This window comes from Mycobacterium sp. NGS33, assembly GCF_059812885.1.
Genome location: NZ_JCALDN010000014.1, coordinates 88,830 through 105,708, shown reverse-complemented (window position 1 = coordinate 105,708; position 16,879 = coordinate 88,830). Strand labels below are relative to the sequence as shown.

Below are 16,879 nucleotides of genomic sequence, written 5' to 3'. Positions count from 1 at the left end.
CGCTGCGGTCCGAGTCGGCGCGGCGCCGGCAACGCCCGACATCTTTATTGACGCCGCCGCATGTCGTTGACGTTAAGCCAACGCGAGCTTTTCGTGGGCGCGCCTTAGTATCACCTGATGCCCACGGCAGCTGAACCGTTCACGATCCAAGGCCCCGGCGGGGTGCAGATCGTCGCTGACCGCCTCGGGGATCCGCAGGCACGCGCCGTGGTGTTCTTGCACGGTGGCGGGCAGACCCGCCGGTCCTGGGGCAAGGCGGCCGCCGCTGTCGCCGCCCGTGGGTGGCAAGCCGTCACCGTCGACCTGCGCGGCCACGGCGAATCGGATTGGTCCGACGACGGCGACTATCGCGTCGTCAGTTTCGCCGCCGACGTCCAAGAAGTGCTGCGCACGCTGCCCCCACACCCCGTTCTCGTCGGCGCCTCCCTGGGCGGTTTCACCTCGATGCTGCTCGCCGGGGAGCTCGCGCCGGGCATCGCCAGCGCGGTCGTTCTCGTGGACATCGTGCCGAACATGGATCAGTCCGGCGCCAACCGGATACACGCCTTCATGGCCGACCGGGTCGAGTCGGGCTTCAGCTCACTCGACGAGGTCGCCGACGCGATCGCCGAATACAACCCGCATCGGCCGCGACCGACCGATCTGGATGGCCTGACCACCAACCTGCGTCGCCGCGGCGATCGCTGGTACTGGCATTGGGATCCGCAGTTCATCAGCGGCACTGCGGCTTTCCCTCCTTTCGAGGTCACCGACCCCGACCGGATGCACACCGCGGTCGAGGCCATCCTGCGCGGCGGAGTGCCGATCCTGCTGATCCGCGGCCAGATGAGCGACCTGGTCAGCCAGGAGCGCGCCGACGAATTCTTGGCGCGTTTCCCGCAAGTCGAATTCACCGATGTCCGCGGTGCGGGGCACATGGTGGCCGGTGACCGCAACGACATCTTCGCCGACGCTGTGCTGGACTTCCTCGCCCGGCATGTCGACGCCGGGTGACCCGCGTGCACGGAATAGATTGGTCGCCATCTCATTTCACAGGGGCAGCGCTGCTACTATCTGCCGGGCACAAGCGGAGGGGGACGGCGTGACCATGCCGCGGTTACGGGGTTTGGGACTCTTGGCGGCCGTGCTGATGGCCGCCACGGCGATGGCGAAAACCGCTGTGGCAGCGCCGCCCCCGGCCCTGCCGTCGCCTCCGCCGGCGCCCGGCATCGGGGTCGATCATGAAGCTGGAAGGTGCACAGCCGGATTCGCCGCGCAGGGTTCTGACGGCAGTTACTACCTGATGACCAGCGGGCACTGCGATTCCCATGACGGCACCGAATGGACCTACGGCAACGATGCCCCGCTCGGCAGGATCTCCGTCAGCGAGCATGAGGGCGATAAGAGGGACGCCGCGATCATCCGGCTCGAGCCCAGTGTCGGCATGCCGGTGGGCGACGTCGGCGGCCGGTACCAGGTGCGAGATGTGTTGAGCCGCCAGCAGATTCAGGTCGGGATGCCGTTCTGCAAGATCGGTGCGGTGACCGGTGAGACGTGCGGCGCCGTCAAAGGCATCAATGGTGACGTCGTCGAAGCCAGCGTGTTCAGCCTGGACGGTGACAGCGGCAGTCCCGGCTTCGTGATGAACCCGGACGGCACCGTCAGCGCGGTCGGCCTATTGATGTCATCACCCGACGGTGATGACTACACGACCTACTTCATGCTCATCAATCCGCTGCTGGGCAAGTGGGGGTTGCGTGTTCTGCCGTGAGTGCACGGCCCCTGGCGCACCCGGCGGGCCGTAACGTAGGGTTTGCAACTCCTGGGAACCGGGTATTGGGGACGCGGCCCAGCAGAAGGCGGCGCAGTCAGCGACACGAAGGGAAGTAGTAGTGAAGCGTGGGATCGTGGTCGGCGTTGCCAGCGTGGCCCTGGTGGTCGCGGCCAGCGCCGGTTGTTCGAGTAACAAATCCAATACCGGGGCGGCGGGCTCGTCGTCCTCTGCGCCGGCGGGTCCGGTACTCATCGTCGACGGTCAGAACCAGAACGTCAGCGGCCAGGTCACCTGCACCGCCGCGGGCGACAACATCAACATCGGCATCGGCGACCCGACCGCCGGCCTCGGTGCCGTGGTCAGCAACGGCAATCCGCCGCTGGTCCACTCCGTCGGCTTGGGCACCGTCAACGGCGTCGCGCTCGGTTTCTCCGATGCAGCGCCCAACCAGAGCGGCAGCGCCGGCGCCGCGGTCAAGGGCAAGGACTGGGCCATCAAGGGCACGGCTACCGGTACCGACATGAGCAACCCGCAGCAGCCGCAGCAGGTCACCAAGCCATTCGAGTTGGACCTCACCTGCCCGTAGTGCAGGTGCGAGAACTCCCAAGAGGGGACGCAGTTATGTCTATGAAACGTGTCGTCAGCGCTGCCGCGCTGGCCGCCGGGCTGAGCATTTCCGCGGCGACGCTGAACGCCGGGCCGGCGTACTCCGCCCCGCTCGACCCGCCGCCGCCGTGCCCTAACTGCCACGGCGGGGGCGGTGGTGGCGGTAACCCCGGCGGGGCGGGCGTGCAAGCGGGCGGCGGCGTGCAGGCCGGCGGCGGGGCGCAGCTCCCGCAAAACCCGCCGTCGACTCACGAAGCGCCGAGCACCCAAACCCAGCCGCCAGCCAACCAAAGCACCCAACCGCCGGCGACCCAAAGCCAGCCGCCGACCGCCCAGAGCACCCAGCCGCCGGCGACCCAGACGACCCAAGCGCCGGCAACGCAGACGACCCAAGCGCCGGCAACGCAGACGACCCAAGCGCCGGCAACGCAGACGACCCAAGCGCCGGCACAGACCACGCAGCCGTCGTCGATGCCGAGCAGTCAGCAGCCGAGCGCGGAGACCACGCAACCCGGTGCACAAACGACGCAACCGAGTGCCCAAACCACCGCGCCCGCGAGTGGGCAGACCACCCCACCGCAGAGGGACCGCCAGCGGTATGCATCGCTGAACCCGCCGGCCACGCAGCCGCCGCACCCGCCGTACATTCCGCGCCACGACGTGGTCACCGCCAGCGCGCAGATCGGTGGTCCCGCGGGTCCGAACGTCCAGTTCAGCATCGTCGGCCGCGGTGCGCCGCCGCCGCCGCGCGAGCACGGCTACGGCTGGAACGATGGCCCGGCTCCGCACCGCCCGCCGCCGCACTGGGAGGGCCCGCCGCCTCCGGGTGGCTGGGACGGTCCGCCGCCTCCGGGAGGCTGGAACCGGCCGTGGTACGGGCCGCCGCGTGATGTGGCGGTGGCGCGGGCCGACTTCGGACCGTTCAGCTACAACACCTTTACCGTCATCCCGGTCTTCAACTGGCAGTACGGCGGTTGGGGTTACTGGTTCTTCGGTGTCTGGGTGCCGCTGTACTGACCCGGGTGCCCATCGGTTGAACCGTCAGCGGGCGTTGCCGGCATCGGCACGCCCGCTGACGCGTCTCCAGCGCTCTGCCGCCCTGCGGCGCGTGCGCTCCCATGGCAGGTTTCGGGGATGGACGTCAGATGTCGGATCGCACCTGCAGGAGATCGCCCGCAAATACGTCTAGCGCCGGTTTACTGCGGGTGGGCCGCGACGTAATCGGCCGCCGGGATCGGCGACGATGCGTCATACCCGATGGGCAGCAACACGTCGCCCGCCGTCGTCAGGCAATAGACGTCCCACCGGTAGTACGCGGCGAACGTGGCGGGATCGGCGGCGATCAGCGCGGCGTATTGGTCGACCGCGCGCACGTATTGGGTGGCGTGGTTGTACCCGTAGATGGCGTGATCGTGATCGGTGGCGAAGCCGTTGGCGGCCAGGTACCGGCCCGCCGCCAGGATGCTGTCGTGCGGTGAGTGGATGTCGCCGCCCTGGCCGTAGCCGGCGAACGTCGAGGGCAGGAACTGCATGGGGCCCTGCGCGCCGGCGGTGCTCGCGCCGACGATGCTGCCGAAGCGGGTCTCGACGAAGTTGATCGCGGCCAGATAGTTCCAGCCGACGCCGGATTCGGCTTCCGCCTGGTGGTAGTAGTTCATCAGTTCGTCGGGCGGCGCCGGCGGCTCGATGCGCCACGCGGGCAGGGTTTCTCGCACTGGCGTCAGGGCGGTGAGTTGCCGCCGGGCGTCGACGTTGCGGTCGTAGACGTCGGCCAGCTCCGGCGGGATGCGGCCGCGCGTGGTGGCGTCCCAGTCGCGGTGGCGCCCGATGGCGCGGTAGGCCGCCTGCTCGCGCCGCGCCGCCGCCGTGAGCGCCGCGTCCGGTGTGCCGGGATCACGTAGCGCGCGCTCGTCGGCCACCAGGTCGTCGGCCAGCTGTGCCGGATCCGGCGCCAGTCGGGGTTGCGCGCCGCCGGGCGTTTCCGCGTCGGCGGGCACCATCCGCGCCGGCGATGGGGCGGCCCGCGTCGTTGTGGCCGACCCGGGGGTGGCCGCCGGATGCGGCGCCGAACAACCGACGAGCGCGAACGCGATCGCGCCGACGACGAGCGGCCCGATGCGGTCACGGCTCACGGTCATCACGTCCGTCCCTTGCCTCGAATCCCACGACGCCGGTTGGCCGGCTCAACCGAGTCTTTCGCATGAGGGCAGGTGACATCAATGCGGTGACGGCCATCTGTGAACCGGGAGTTGTAACAACGGCGCGACGCTCTCAAACTGGTTGATATGCGCGACCGCGAGAAGATCGATTCGGAATTGCGGCTCATCGCGCTGCGGCGCCAACAGATCCGCGAGCAAGGCGGTCAGCTGTCGTCCTACGAGGCTGACGAACTGCTCGACGAACTCCTGGCCCAGGGGGCGGGGACGGCTACGGTCGCCGCGTTCGACGACTGGGAGACCGCGGCCGCCGCCGCAACCCGGTCGCGGGACGGCAACACCCGCGCCATCGCGTCCCGGCCAGGCAAGGTCGCCGCCCTGCGCCGGTTGGGTCTGTTCGCGGCTCTACCGCTGTCCCTGGTGGGCGTCGTCGCCGCGGTGCTGGTGATGTTCGCGCTCCGCCAACACAATTCGTTGGTGCAGCCGCAGGACTCCCCACCGTCGGCCGCGCCCGCCAAACCCGTTGCGCCGAAGGCATCCGGTCCGGTGATCGGCGCCGTCGACTCGGCCTTCATCGCCGCGCTGAAGCAGGAGGGCGTGCCGGTTCCCAGTCCGGACTACGTGATGAGCCAGGGGCACGCGGTCTGTGACTTCCTGGCGCACCAACCGAACTTCGCGGACGCGGCCGGGTTCGTGCAGCGACGGTCGGTCTGGGACGCGGATCAAAGCGCGAAGGTCACCGCGGGCGCCATCGTCGCGTACTGCCCGCAGTCGCGGCCGAAGAGCCCGGACCCGACGCAGCCGGACTATCAGAAATCGCTGTCCGACTTGCAGGACATCGAGCGCAACCTGCAAGGCATCCAAGGCAAGCTGCACGACATTGAAGGCGGCCTGGACGCCATTCCCGGCCAGTGATGGCACCGTGCCCGTGGCGTCCAATCGGTATTCCGGCCAGCAGGTCAGCGGATAGCCCGCCCCGGCGCGTTGTCCTGTTCGCCGGCCCCGGAGCCAGTGCGTTCTGGGCCGCCGTCCGCCCTCCAACTGCCCCCAGGACAGCGGCACCCCGAACGCCGTACTGCGGCTGGGGTTCTGACTCTGGGCCTACACGACTCTGGGACTTCGGGCCTACGCTTTTTCGCCATGGCACCCGAACCAGAGGCAGTCCCCGACTTCTCGCCGTTCCACAAGATGAGAGAGATCGAGCTCGACCCCGAATCGGTCGTGGGCAAGGAACTCCACGACCGGTTCGCTCACCTCGATCAGTCCTTTACCGGCAAGAACCCGCTGTGGGCCGCCGTGGTGAAACTCATCGGCCTCACCGCCATGTGCGCCAAGGGTGTCATCGACCTCGAGAAAGAGGTGATCGAGCTGCGGCGCGAAGTGAGGTCCTCGAGGCCCACCTGATCGTGTGACCGCCCCGGCCGAGCAGGACGATCGCGGAGTGACTCGGCTTCGCCTGCGATGATGGACGGATGGCCGACCGTGATCGCGACGAGTCCGGCAGACCTCGAAGCAGGCGCCCGCGCGACTCTCTCGGCCGCCCGCTTCCGGCAGGCAGTGAGGGCATCGCACGTATCCCCGACGACCTGGAGCTGCCGCCCGTCGAAACCCTCGCCTACGCCCAGGATCTGCTAGACCGCGGACTGGCGTTTAACGCCCACGAAGTGTTTGAGGCCGCATGGAAGAACGGGCCTGACGAAGAGCGCACGCTCTGGCAAGGGCTGGCTCAGCTCGCGGTCGGCATCACCCACGTCCAACGCGGCAACCTCAACGGCGCACTTACGCTGCTTCGTCGTGCCTCGGACCGCCTGTCGGACTATGACGTGCCGGCGCCATACGCAATCGACGCCGAGGGTTTGGCCGAATTCGCTGATGTGCTGATCAATTACCTTGCTGATGGCGCTCGGGTCACAGCGCAGTGCCTGCGACCTCGTCTGCTTGTGTCGTCCGGCCCGACCAGTCAGCATCGCTAGTCCGCCAGGTCGACACCGCACCGGGCGGTCAGCTACGGCAGGCAGAGCCCCCTGTCAGGATTGAACTGACGACCGCTCGCTTACAAGGCGAGTGCTCTACCACTGAGCTAAGGAGGCGGGGTAAAACCGTGCCCAGCCTAATCGGTCACTGGTCGCTGTCGATCACGCGTGCGGAGCGCACCGCGCGCGACGACGGACGCCGGCGCCCGGGCAGCGGGATCCGGTCGGCGATGTTGCTCAGCGGGTTGACCACCATGGTGAGCGCGATGACCGCGTCTTGCAGGGTGGCGATGGCGGGCTCGAGCGCCTCCATCCCGGGCGTGAGCCGAGCGAGGGTGTCGGCGACGTCGGCGAGCTGATCCAGCGGCCCGTGCTTGGCCGTCAGCTTGTCCACCAGACCGCCCTCCGCGAGCAGCCGGTCGGCCAGCCCGTCCTCGGCCAGCAGCCGCTCGATCAGACCCTCCTCGGCGACCAGCTGATCGGCCAGGCCGCCGGGCTGCAGGGTGCGTTGCAGGGCGCCGCCCTCGGCGGTCAGCCGGTCCAGCAGGCCGCCCTCCGCGGTGAGCAGGTCGACCACCCCACCCGGGCGCAGCAAGCGGTCGATCGGTCCGTCCGGGGCCACCGCCCGGCCCAGCGGGGCGTCGTCGTCGAGCAGCCTCGCCAGCCGATTGGCCCGCACGATCGCGTCGTCGATCCCCAGCATGGACGTCATCGCGTTGGTGCCCGCGGTCCCCCCATCACCCAGGGCTCGCTTCGCCACGCCGACGGCCGTGCTCGCGACGCTCAGGCTCGCATCCGCGGCGGCCAGGCCGACCCGGGCCGGCGCCGTCGCGGCCGACACGATGCTTTTGGCGAGGTTCATTCCTCGAGTCTATTCGCGACGCCGCCCGGGAAAGCCGCTTACGTCCCAAGGCAACGCGATGATTCCTGGCAGACTACTATCAGATGGTTGGCACTGAGCTTTCAGGAAGTACACAACATTCGCATAGCAAACGTTCAAGCAAGGGACGGAAGCATCTGATGACATCGGCAACCCCCAACGACACGAAACCCGAGGCACGCGTTCTCGTGGTCGACGACGAAGCCAACATCGTCGAATTGCTCTCGGTGAGCCTGAAGTTCCAGGGTTTCGAGGTCTACACGGCAACCAACGGCGCCCAAGCGCTCGATCGAGCGCGCGAGGCCCGGCCCGACGCGGTCATCCTCGACGTGATGATGCCGGGCATGGACGGGTTCGGGGTGCTGCGGCGGCTGCGGGCCGACGGCATCGACGCCCCGGCACTGTTTCTGACGGCCCGGGATTCCCTGCAGGACAAGATCGCCGGCCTGACGCTGGGCGGCGATGACTACGTGACGAAGCCGTTCAGCCTCGAAGAGGTCGTCGCCCGGTTGCGCGTCATCCTCCGCCGCGCGGGCAAGGGCGGGGCCGAACAACGCAGCGCGCGGCTGTCCTTCGCCGACATCGAACTCGACGAAGAAACCCATGAGGTGTGGAAGGCCGGCCAACCGGTGTCGCTGTCGCCGACCGAATTCACGCTGCTGCGTTACTTTGTGATCAACGCCGGCACGGTGTTGAGCAAGCCGAAGATCCTCGACCACGTGTGGCGTTACGACTTCGGAGGTGACGTCAATGTCGTCGAGTCCTACGTGTCGTACTTGCGCCGCAAGATCGACACTGGCGAGAAGCGGCTGCTGCACACGCTGCGCGGGGTCGGCTATGTATTGCGGGAGCCGCGCTGAGCCGGCCCGCGGCCGGCGGCGGTGAGAGAAGTAGGTCGATGGTCACCAAGCCCCGACGCGGATTGCCCCTTCGGATAGGGCTCGTCGCCGCGACTCTGGTGCTGGTCGCCTGCGGCCTCGCCGTCTCCGGCATTGCGGTGACGTCGATCCTGCGCCACAGCCTGGTCAGCCGCATCGACTCCACACTGCTCGACGCGTCGAGGGGCTGGGCGCAGAACCCGCGGCGGCAGTCGCCGCCGCCCTACGAAGGTCCCGACCCGGGCCGGCCGCCGTCGAAGTTCTACGTCCGCGGCGTCAGCACCGACGGGACCCCGTTCACCGCCATCAATGACCGCAACGCCGAACCGGCGTTGCCGGCCAACAACGACGTCGGGCCCAATCCCACGACGCTGCCGTCGGTCAACGGCTCGGACATTCAATGGCGGGCCGTTTCGGTGCACGGCCCGCACGGGCTGACCACCGTCGCGATCGACCTGTCCGACGTCCAGCACACGCTCACCTCGCTGGTGTGGCTGCAGATGGGCATCGGGGTGGCGGTTCTGGTCGTGGTGGGAATCGCCAGCTTCGCGGTGGTGCAGCGCAGCCTGCGCCCGTTGGCCGAGGTCGAGCAGACCGCCGCGGCGATCGCCTCGGGCCAACTGGATCGCCGTGTGCCAGAACGTGATCCGCGGACCGAGGTGGGCCGGCTGTCGCTCGCGCTCAACGGAATGCTGGCGCAGATTCAGCAGGCGCTGGCGTCCTCGGAGTCCTCGGCGGAGAAGGCGCGTGGCTCCGAAGACCGGATGCGGCGCTTCATCACCGACGCCAGCCACGAACTGCGCACCCCGCTGACGACCATTCGCGGCTTCGCGGAGTTGTATCGCCAGGGCGCCGCCCGCGACGTCGCCATGCTGCTGTCGCGGATCGAAAGCGAGGCCTCCCGGATGGGTCTGCTGGTCGACGACCTGCTGCTGCTGGCCCGGCTCGATGTGCAACGACCGCTGGAACACCATCGAGTGGATCTGCTGGCGCTGGCCAGCGACGCCGTTCACGACGGGCAGGCGATGGACCCCAAGCGCACCATCACCATGGAGGTCCTCGACGGGCCCGGCACCCCGGAGGTGCTCGGCGACGAGGCGCGGCTCCGGCAGGTGTTGAGCAACCTGATCGCCAACGCGTTGCAGCACACCCCCGAAAGCGCCGACGTCACCGTGCGGGTCGGCACCGACGGCGCGGACGCCGTGCTCGAAGTGGCGGACAAGGGCCCGGGCATGAACCAGGAGGACGCGTCGCGCGTGTTCGAGCGGTTCTACCGGACGGACTCGTCGCGGGCACGCGCCAGCGGCGGTACGGGGCTGGGGCTATCCATCGTCGAATCGCTGGTGCGCGCGCACGGCGGCGTCGTGAGCGTGACCACCGCGCCCGGCGAGGGCTGCCGCTTCCGGGTGACGCTGCCGCGCATCAGTGACGTGCCGGCACCCGAGCCCGTTCACGTCAACTGAGCCAGCGCCGCCTTGATCTTGGCCTGGGCCTCGTCCAGCGATTCCGCCGACGGGTTGCGGTCGACTCCCGCGAAACCGAAGTCGCTGAGGCTGCGGGTGGGGAAGACGTGCACGTGCAGGTGCGGCACCTCGAGCCCGGCGATGATCAGGCCGGACCGCTCGGTCCTGAAGGCCTTGCACACCGCCTTGCCGATCAGCTGGCTCACGGCCATGACCCGGGCGAAGGCCGCGCCGTCGACGTCCTGCCAGTTGTCGAGCTCGGCGCGCGGCACCACGAGCGTGTGGCCCTGCGTCATCGGCTCGATCGTCAGGAACGCGACGACGTCGTCGTCCTCGTAGACGAAGCGGCCGGGAAGTTCACGATTGATGATCTTGGTGAAGATCGACGCCATGGGCCCAGCATAGGTTCGGCCGAATTGCGTCAGGGGCTGTGGTCGCCCTCGGACCCCGACCCGCAGCGCGGTCTCACACCACTTCGATGAGTTTGGCCGCCGTCGGGAGTCATTCCTGGCGACGACCCACCAGGCGGACGAAGTCAGGAGAGTTCCCCATGTCCCGAGTGCGCGTGCACAACTTTTCGGTTTCCCTCGACGGCTTCGGCACGGGGATCGGCCAAACCCTGGATGCGCCGTTCGGCCACGCGGGCGGGCGGCTTCACGAGTGGTTTTTCGCGACGCGGACCTTCCGCGCAATGCACGGGGAGTCGGGCGGGACCACCGGCATCGACGACGCGTTAGCCAGCCAATGGGCGCCGGGCATCGGCGCCGAAATCATGGGCCGCAACAAGTTCGGGCCGCAGCGCGGACCGTGGACGGGCCACGCAGGCGCTCCAGAGTGGAAAGGCTGGTGGGGCGACGAGCCGCCATTTCACACCCCGGTCTTCGTGCTCACCCACCACCCTCGGCCCTCGATCGAGATGGCAGGCGGCACCACTTTCCACTTCGTCGACGCCAGCCCCGCCGAATCCCTCGAGATCGCACGAAAAGCTGCCGGCGACAGCGATATTCGTCTCGGTGGGGGACCGTCGAGCGTCCGGCAATTCCTTGCCGCGGACCTCGTCGACCATCTGCACATCGCCGTGGTGCCGATCGTGTTGGGGCGCGGGGAGTCCGTGTGGGAGGGGCTGGAGGGCCTCGAGCACAGATTCGACACGGTGGAGTCGGTGACCAGCCCCAGCGGCGTCACGCATCTGATCTTGACGCGCCGCTAGGCAACTCGCCGTTCGGCTCAGTCCTCCTTGCCGAACTGCATCATATCCAGGTTCCAGTAGCCGCGCATGTTGGTGATCAGTCCCGCGTCGTTGACCTTGTAGGTGAACACGCCGCGCACCGAGCTGGTGAAGCCGCCTTCGAACTTGCTGTTGAGCACCAGGATGTGGGCGATCTCGTCGGGCGAACTCGACGGAAAGGTCTCCTCGCAGGTGATGGAGAGTTGGTTGGCGGCGATGTTGGTGTCGAAGAAGGCACGGACGGCCTCCTTGCCGCGAACCCCGGTGCCGTCGGGGTTGGTGACGGATGTGCCGATCGGGTCCTCGATGACGACGTCGTCGGCCATCAGCGCCAGCCAGCCCTCGCGGTCGTGCGCCTGCACGCACCGCCACGACGACTGCGACGCGGCCAGGGCCGGCGAGGCCTGGGATTGCTCGGTGTCGGTCATTTCTGTTCTCCTGTCACTAGATTGCGCACGCGGCGCGCGCGCCTTCCTCGGTGGCTTTGCGGATCAGGCCCAGTCCGGTGCAGTCGCCTGCGGCGTGCACCTCGGCGTCCGGCAGGGCGTCGACGAGGGCGTCGAACAGGGTGGTGTCGGGCTCGACCGTGCCGGCCAGGACGACGCTGTCGGCCGCCAGGCGCCGGGTCGTTGCACCGGCGGGGGTGAATTCCACCGCGTCGGCGGTGATGCGTTCGGTGACGGCGCGCACGTGCACGGTGACGCCCAGCCGGTCGAGACGATCCATGTGTTCGGTCTTGCGCTTGTTGCCCACTTCGGGGGCGATGTCCTTGCCGGCTTCGAGTATGGCCACCAAGCGGCCCCGCGCGGCAAGGAATTCCGCCAATTCCAGGGCGACGAGATCACCGCCGACGATCACCACGCGCCGGCCGAGCGGCATCCAGGCCCGGCTGGCGAACCGGATCGCGGCGGGCCGCAGCAGCCGCTGTCGCCGGCCGGACAGCGCCGCGGCGCCGAGGCGCTGCCAGGCCGGGGCGCCGGATCGGGCACGGCCGCCGAGCAATTCGCGCAGTCCCGGCCCGGTGAGCACACCGGCGCGCTCGGCCCCGGGAACGGACGGCACGACGACGCGGCCGCCGGTGGCCACGATCACCGCATCCGGTGCGGACGCGACGACGTCATCGGCCGAAACGGCATGGCCCGCATGCACTGTGGCTGCGCTCACCCTGAGCTCGTCGCACAGGTACCGCAGGAACGGCTGGTTTTCCGGATGCAGCACCGAGGCCCAGCGCAGCGCGCCGCCCAGCTGCGCGCTGCGCTCGAACAGCGTGACGCGATGGCCGCGTTCGGCGGCGACCCGCGCGGCCTCCAGTCCCGCCGGGCCGCCGCCGATCACCACCACCCGTTTGGTGCGGTCGGCGCGGGCCGCGGCCAGTTGCCGCTCCTTGCCGGTGCGGGGGTTGACCGCGCAATCGACCGAGAAACGCTGCTCCATTGCGTCGATGCAGTTTTCGCACGAGATGCACTTGCGGACCCGGTGCGCCTGACCGGACGAGATTTTGCGGGGCAGGTCGGGGTCGGCCAGCAGCGGGCGTCCCATGGCGATGAAGTCGGCACGGCCGTCGGCCAGGATCCGTTCGGCGCGTGCCGGGTCGTGGATGCGGCCGACGGCGATCACCGGCACGTCGACCACCTGCTTGACGGCGGCCGCCGCGCCGACGTTGAGTTCGTCGCCGTCGTCCGCGCCGTTGACCATGCCGGTGACCAGCCGATCGATCACGCCGCCGCTGACGTGGAACGCGTCGACGCCGGCGGCGACGAGTTCGGGTGCGAGCCGGGCGGTTTCGTAGATGGCCCGGCCGCCGGCGACGCGTTCATACCCGGAGATGCGCAACGTGATCGGCATGGCCTTGCCGATTTCGGAGCGGATCGCGGCCAGCGCCTCGAGCACCACCCGCACCCGGCCGCGCGCCGAGTCGCCGCGGTAGTCGTCGGTGCGACGATTGCGTTGCGGGGCAAGGAAGGACCCGAGCAGCATGTAGCCGTGCGCGGCGTGCAGCTCGATGCCGTCATAGCCGGCCTCCACGGCGCGCCGGGCCGCCGCCTTGAACAGATCGAACACCTCGCTGAGCTGCCGCGCGCTGATCTCGGCCGACGGGCGCCCGGTGAGGTAGGACGGAATCACCGACGGGCCAAGCGATTCGACGCCGAAGACCTCCGGCCCCAGGCCGTCGGGCCCGGCGTGCACGATCTGGGGCTGGATCTTGGCGCCGTGCTCGTGCACCGCCTCCACCAGCGCCCGGTGCGCGGCGACTGCCTCGTCGGTGGCCAGATGCAGGCCGCCGGGTGTCTCGGGGTGGCGGTGGTCAATCCCGGTGGCGCCCACGGTGATCAGCCCCACCCCGCCGCGGGCGCGTGCCGCGAAGTAGTCGCGGGTGCGCTGCGACGGCAGCCCGTCCGGGGTGCCGTACATCGTCTCCATCGGAGACATGACCAGGCGGTTGCGCACGCTCATGGCGCCGATTCGTCCCGGCGCCATGAGGTGGCCGAAGCCGGTCACTGAGCGGACGCGGCTGACAAGCGTTTACCGGTCGGCGTCGGTGAACCGGATGACGCCGCGAATGTTCTTGCCGTCCAGCATGTCCTGGTAGCCGTCGTTGATCTGCTCCAGCTTGTACTGGCGGGTGATCATGTCGTCCAGGTTCAGCTTGCCGGCCTTGTACATCGACAGCAGCTGCGGGATGTCGTACTGCGGGTTGCCGCCGCCGAAGATGGTGCCCTGCAGGTTCTTCTGCATCAGGGTCAACATCGCCAGGTTCAGGTTGACGTTGGTGTCCAGCAGACTACCGATGGCGGTCAGCACGCAGGTGCCGCCCTTTTGGGTGATGTTCAGGTAGTTGTCGATGTCGGCGCCCTGCAGCTCGCCCACCGTGACCACGACCTTGTGGGCCATCAGGCCGTAGGTCACCTCGGCCATGCCCGCCATCGCCGCCATGATGTCGGGGTAGACGTGGGTGGCGCCGAACTTCAGCGCCTGGTCGCGCTTCCACTCGACCGGGTCGATCGCGAAGACGTAGCGGGCGCCGGCGTTGACGGCTCCCTGCAGCGCGGCCATGCCGACCCCGCCGACGCCGACGATCGCGACGTCCTGGCCGGGCCGGATGTCGGCGGTGCGGACCGACGAGCCGTAGCCGGTGGTGACGCCGCAGCCGACCAGCGCGGCGACCTCGAACGGGACCGACGGGTCGATCTTCACCACGGAGCTGCGGTGCACGACCATGTAGGGGGAGAACGTCCCCAGCAGCGTCATCGGGTAGACGTTCTGGCCGCGGGCCTGGATGCGGAAGGTGCCGTCGGACACCGCGGCGCCGCCCAGCAGGCCGGCGCCCAGGTCGCACAGGTTGCGCATGCCCGCCTGACAGGTCGGACACTGCCCACACGACGGGATGAACGACAGCACGACGTGGTCACCCGGGGCGATGTCGTCCACGCCCGGACCGACCTCGGTGACGATGCCCGCGCCCTCGTGGCCGCCGAGCACCGGGAAACCGGCCATCGGGATGCCCCCGGTGACCAGGTGATGGTCGGAGTGGCACATGCCCGCCGCTTCCATCTGGATCTTGACCTCATGCGCTTGCGGGTCGCCGATCTCGATTTCCTCGATGGACCAGGGCTGGTTGAACTCCCAGATCAGTGCGCCTTTTGTCTTCACGATGGTCCTGACCCCATTTCGCCTTTGAATTGATCAGAGCTGACCGGCCCCTTCATGCCGGCCAGCTAGGTGACGAGTGCCACAGGCACTCTTGTCGCGTCAGCATAGCGCGTGCAACAAATCAAATGCTTGGTTGGCTCCCCCTCACCAGATGGGGACGGGTGCCTGGCCAAGCGGGTAGTAGCCGGGCAGCTTTTCGCCGGCGACGCTGCGCTCGATCCGCTTCTGCATGCCGTCGCTGAGGTCCCCGGACTCGATGAGCTTCCCGAACATGTGCGCGACGTGGCCGAAGTCGAAGAAGTCGCGCTGCCACTCGATCTTTTGGTCGCTGTTGAGGCGGAACCAGCTGCCGCCGATGCCGTAGATCTCGTCCTGGGTGCCGTCGGTCTTGTTGACGATCTGCTTCCAGAAGCCGACGATCTCGCCTTGCTTCTCGTCGATGAGCACCTTCTGGTATTCGTACACCCAGTTTTCCAGCCCCTCCATCTCCAGGCCGAGGGCGATGTCGCGGATCTCGTCGATGCCGACGCACATCACGTCTTCCTTGGGGCCGATGTTCCAGCCGTAGGTGGCGTCTTGGGTGTAGAAGTCGGCCAACGGCCGCCAGTCGCCGGCCTTTTCGCAGTCCTTGTTGGCCTGCAGCCAGCGGTCGACCCATGCCTCGAGGTCTGCACGCGAGTGTGACGCCTGTGAATTCATGGGTCAGTCTTCTTTCTCTTTGATGAATAGTGCTTGCGTTGGGCACATGTCGACGGCGCGCTCAATTTCGTCGCGGGCGTCTTCGGGCGGTTCGGGGTCGACGATCTCGACCTTGCCCCGCTTGGGCACCCGGAAGTAGTCGGGTGCCTCTAGTTCGCACATGGCGTGGCCCTGACACAGATCCAGATCCGCTTCGATCCTGAAGCCGCCCATTGGACTTACTCCTTACGCGCTGCGCTTGCGGTAGCGCACCTTGGCCGGCCGCGCGAGTTGCACGACCATCTTGGAGTGGTCGTTGTGATAGCTGTCAGCCGGCTGGGCCATCTCAAACTCGTACTCGCGCAGGAGAACCGAGAAGATCGCCTTGATCTGCATCTGGGCGAACGCCGCGCCCACACAGCGGTGCCGGCCCGCGCCGAACGGAATCCAGGTCCACCGGTTGACGATGTCGGCCTGCTCGGGCTTGTTGTAGCGGTCGGGGTTGAACGCGTCCGGGTCGGGAAAGTCCTCGGGAATCCGGTTGGAGATCGCCGGGGAGGCCGCGACGAAGTCCCCGGCATGGATCGGAAATCCCTCGACCTCGAACTCGCCCTTGGCGACCCGCATCAAGATGATCAGCGGCGGGTGCAGGCGCAGCGTCTCCTTGACCACGTTGTCCAGCTTCGGAATCGAGCGCAGCGCATGGAAACTCACCTCCTGGCCATCGGCGTAGAGGTCCTCGAGCTCGGCCAGCACCTCGGCGTAGACCTCGGGGTGGCGGATCAACTCGATCAGGGTCCACGCCGAGGTCCCCGAGCTGGTGTGGTGTCCGGCGAACATCAGCGAGATGAACATCCCGGTGACCTCGTCGGCGCAGAACCGGGGTTGGCCCTGCTCGTCTTTGATCGAGACCAGCACGTCGAGCATGTCGCGGTCGGCCTTGTCCGTGGGCGGGTTGGCCAGCCGCTGATCCATGATTTCTTGCACCAGCGCAACGAGTTTCACCCGGGCCTCGTCGCGGCGCCGGAAGCTGTCGATCGGCAGGTAGGGGTCGACGTAACACAGGGGGTCGGTGCCGCGTTCCAGCTCGTGGTAGTACTCGGCGAACCGATGGTCGAGCTGCTCACGGAACTTCAGCCCGATCAGGCAGGCGGTCGAGGTGTAGATGGTCAGCTCGGCGAAGAAGTCGAGCAGCTCGATCTCGCCTTCCTCGCCCCAATCGGCGATCATCTTCTTGACTTCGCCCTCGATGGTGGCCGCGTGGCCCTTCATCTGCTCGCCGCGCAGCGCGGAGTTGTGCAGCATCTCCTTGCGCCGCTCGGGGCTGGCGTCGAACACCACGCCCTTGCCGAAGATGGGCGTCATGAACGGGTACGCCTCGGCCTGGTCGAGGTCCTCATCGGCCGAGCGGAAGAAGAACTCATTGGCCCCGGCGCCCGAGAGCAGGATGACATGCTTGTCAACCAGCTGAAACCAGCCGACGTCCCCGCACTCCTCGCGGACACGCTTCATCAAACCGATTGGGTCGGTGCGGAATTCCTCGAGGTGGCCGTGTTCTTCCTCGCCGCCGGACACCCGGGGCACGGTCGCGGTGGTCACGTGCTCACTCTCCT

Annotated in this window: 19 protein-coding genes and 1 tRNA gene; 10 read left to right on the top strand and 10 right to left on the bottom strand. The window is 68.1% G+C overall.

What is annotated here, in order from left to right:
• The first annotated feature begins 117 nt into the window (after positions 1-117).
• The 4 genes from AC5Y5B_RS19600 to AC5Y5B_RS19585 all read left to right on the top strand — a co-directional run bounded on the left by AC5Y5B_RS19600 (position 118) and on the right by AC5Y5B_RS19585 (position 3,376).
• Positions 118-993 carry an alpha/beta fold hydrolase gene (locus AC5Y5B_RS19600; RefSeq protein WP_205869055.1) on the top strand — a complete coding sequence of 292 codons (876 nt, stop codon included), beginning with the start codon at positions 118-120 and terminating at the stop codon, positions 991-993.
• A gap of 88 nt (positions 994-1,081) precedes the next feature.
• On the top strand, positions 1,082-1,750 hold the full coding sequence (locus AC5Y5B_RS19595; RefSeq protein WP_500006150.1) for a S1 family peptidase: 669 nt from the start codon (positions 1,082-1,084) through the stop codon (positions 1,748-1,750).
• 121 nt (positions 1,751-1,871) lie between these two features.
• Complete coding sequence (locus tag AC5Y5B_RS19590) at positions 1,872-2,339, top strand: lipoprotein LpqH (protein WP_112632228.1); 468 nt, start codon at positions 1,872-1,874, stop codon at positions 2,337-2,339.
• Positions 2,340-2,374: 35 nt separating this feature from the next.
• Entirely contained in the window at positions 2,375-3,376 is a 1,002-nt protein-coding gene (locus AC5Y5B_RS19585) for an MAP_0585 family protein (protein ID WP_500006149.1), read from the top strand.
• A gap of 179 nt (positions 3,377-3,555) precedes the next feature.
• Here the strand turns inward: AC5Y5B_RS19585 and AC5Y5B_RS19580 are convergent, their stop codons facing one another.
• Positions 3,556-4,497 carry a lytic transglycosylase domain-containing protein gene (locus AC5Y5B_RS19580; protein WP_500006148.1) on the bottom strand — a complete coding sequence of 314 codons (942 nt, stop codon included), beginning with the start codon at positions 4,495-4,497 and terminating at the stop codon, positions 3,556-3,558.
• 147 nt (positions 4,498-4,644) lie between these two features.
• Between AC5Y5B_RS19580 and AC5Y5B_RS19575 the strand changes: the two genes are divergently transcribed.
• The 3 genes from AC5Y5B_RS19575 (at position 4,645) to AC5Y5B_RS19565 (ending at position 6,488) form a co-directional block, all read left to right on the top strand.
• Entirely contained in the window at positions 4,645-5,430 is a 786-nt protein-coding gene (locus AC5Y5B_RS19575; protein ID WP_112632231.1) for a DUF732 domain-containing protein, read from the top strand.
• A 225-nt stretch (positions 5,431-5,655) separates the two neighbouring features.
• A complete protein-coding gene (locus tag AC5Y5B_RS19570; RefSeq protein WP_112632232.1) occupies positions 5,656-5,919 on the top strand; it encodes a hypothetical protein in 264 nt (87 codons plus the stop codon).
• Positions 5,920-5,987: 68 nt separating this feature from the next.
• Complete coding sequence (locus AC5Y5B_RS19565; protein ID WP_500006147.1) at positions 5,988-6,488, top strand: DUF309 domain-containing protein; 501 nt, start codon at positions 5,988-5,990, stop codon at positions 6,486-6,488.
• Positions 6,489-6,533: 45 nt separating this feature from the next.
• Here AC5Y5B_RS19565 and AC5Y5B_RS19560 read toward each other — a convergent pair.
• Together AC5Y5B_RS19560 and AC5Y5B_RS19555 are read right to left on the bottom strand one after the other, a co-directional pair.
• Positions 6,534-6,605, bottom strand: a tRNA-Thr gene (locus AC5Y5B_RS19560).
• A 28-nt stretch (positions 6,606-6,633) separates the two neighbouring features.
• Positions 6,634-7,350, bottom strand: coding sequence for a hypothetical protein (locus tag AC5Y5B_RS19555; RefSeq protein WP_112632234.1), 717 nt, complete (start codon positions 7,348-7,350; stop codon positions 6,634-6,636).
• A 158-nt stretch (positions 7,351-7,508) separates the two neighbouring features.
• On the opposite strand from AC5Y5B_RS19555, the gene phoP reads away from it, so the two are divergent.
• Together phoP and AC5Y5B_RS19545 are read left to right on the top strand one after the other, a co-directional pair.
• Positions 7,509-8,228, top strand: coding sequence for a two-component system response regulator PhoP (gene phoP, locus AC5Y5B_RS19550; RefSeq protein ID WP_112632235.1), 720 nt, complete (start codon positions 7,509-7,511; stop codon positions 8,226-8,228).
• Between the two features lie 38 nt (positions 8,229-8,266).
• A complete protein-coding gene (locus AC5Y5B_RS19545; RefSeq protein WP_112632236.1) occupies positions 8,267-9,709 on the top strand; it encodes a sensor histidine kinase in 1,443 nt (480 codons plus the stop codon).
• Here AC5Y5B_RS19545 and AC5Y5B_RS19540 read toward each other — a convergent pair.
• Positions 9,697-10,101 carry an HIT family protein gene (locus AC5Y5B_RS19540; protein WP_112632237.1) on the bottom strand — a complete coding sequence of 135 codons (405 nt, stop codon included), beginning with the start codon at positions 10,099-10,101 and terminating at the stop codon, positions 9,697-9,699. The two genes, AC5Y5B_RS19545 and AC5Y5B_RS19540, sit on opposite strands and share 13 nt — an antisense overlap.
• Before the next feature lie 158 nt (positions 10,102-10,259).
• Between AC5Y5B_RS19540 and AC5Y5B_RS19535 the strand changes: the two genes are divergently transcribed.
• On the top strand, positions 10,260-10,919 hold the full coding sequence (locus AC5Y5B_RS19535; protein ID WP_112632238.1) for a dihydrofolate reductase family protein: 660 nt from the start codon (positions 10,260-10,262) through the stop codon (positions 10,917-10,919).
• A 17-nt stretch (positions 10,920-10,936) separates the two neighbouring features.
• On the opposite strand, the gene AC5Y5B_RS19530 is transcribed toward AC5Y5B_RS19535, so the two are convergent.
• The 6 genes from AC5Y5B_RS19530 to cyp51 all read right to left on the bottom strand — a co-directional run bounded on the left by AC5Y5B_RS19530 (position 10,937) and on the right by cyp51 (position 16,865).
• Positions 10,937-11,365: a ketosteroid isomerase family protein gene (locus tag AC5Y5B_RS19530; RefSeq protein ID WP_112632239.1), complete on the bottom strand. Its 429-nt coding sequence runs from the start codon at positions 11,363-11,365 to the stop codon at positions 10,937-10,939.
• A 16-nt stretch (positions 11,366-11,381) separates the two neighbouring features.
• Positions 11,382-13,415, bottom strand: coding sequence for an oxidoreductase (locus AC5Y5B_RS19525; RefSeq protein ID WP_500006151.1), 2,034 nt, complete (start codon positions 13,413-13,415; stop codon positions 11,382-11,384).
• A 45-nt stretch (positions 13,416-13,460) separates the two neighbouring features.
• Positions 13,461-14,588: an NDMA-dependent alcohol dehydrogenase gene (locus AC5Y5B_RS19520; RefSeq protein WP_112633829.1), complete on the bottom strand. Its 1,128-nt coding sequence runs from the start codon at positions 14,586-14,588 to the stop codon at positions 13,461-13,463.
• 144 nt (positions 14,589-14,732) lie between these two features.
• Positions 14,733-15,287, bottom strand: coding sequence for a nuclear transport factor 2-like protein (locus AC5Y5B_RS19515; protein ID WP_112633830.1), 555 nt, complete (start codon positions 15,285-15,287; stop codon positions 14,733-14,735).
• Between the two features lie 3 nt (positions 15,288-15,290).
• Positions 15,291-15,500, bottom strand: coding sequence for a ferredoxin Fdx (gene fdx, locus AC5Y5B_RS19510; RefSeq protein ID WP_112633831.1), 210 nt, complete (start codon positions 15,498-15,500; stop codon positions 15,291-15,293).
• A 12-nt stretch (positions 15,501-15,512) separates the two neighbouring features.
• Complete coding sequence (gene cyp51 / locus AC5Y5B_RS19505; RefSeq protein WP_112633832.1) at positions 15,513-16,865, bottom strand: lanosterol 14-alpha demethylase; 1,353 nt, start codon at positions 16,863-16,865, stop codon at positions 15,513-15,515.
• Positions 16,866-16,879: the final 14 nt, after the last annotated feature.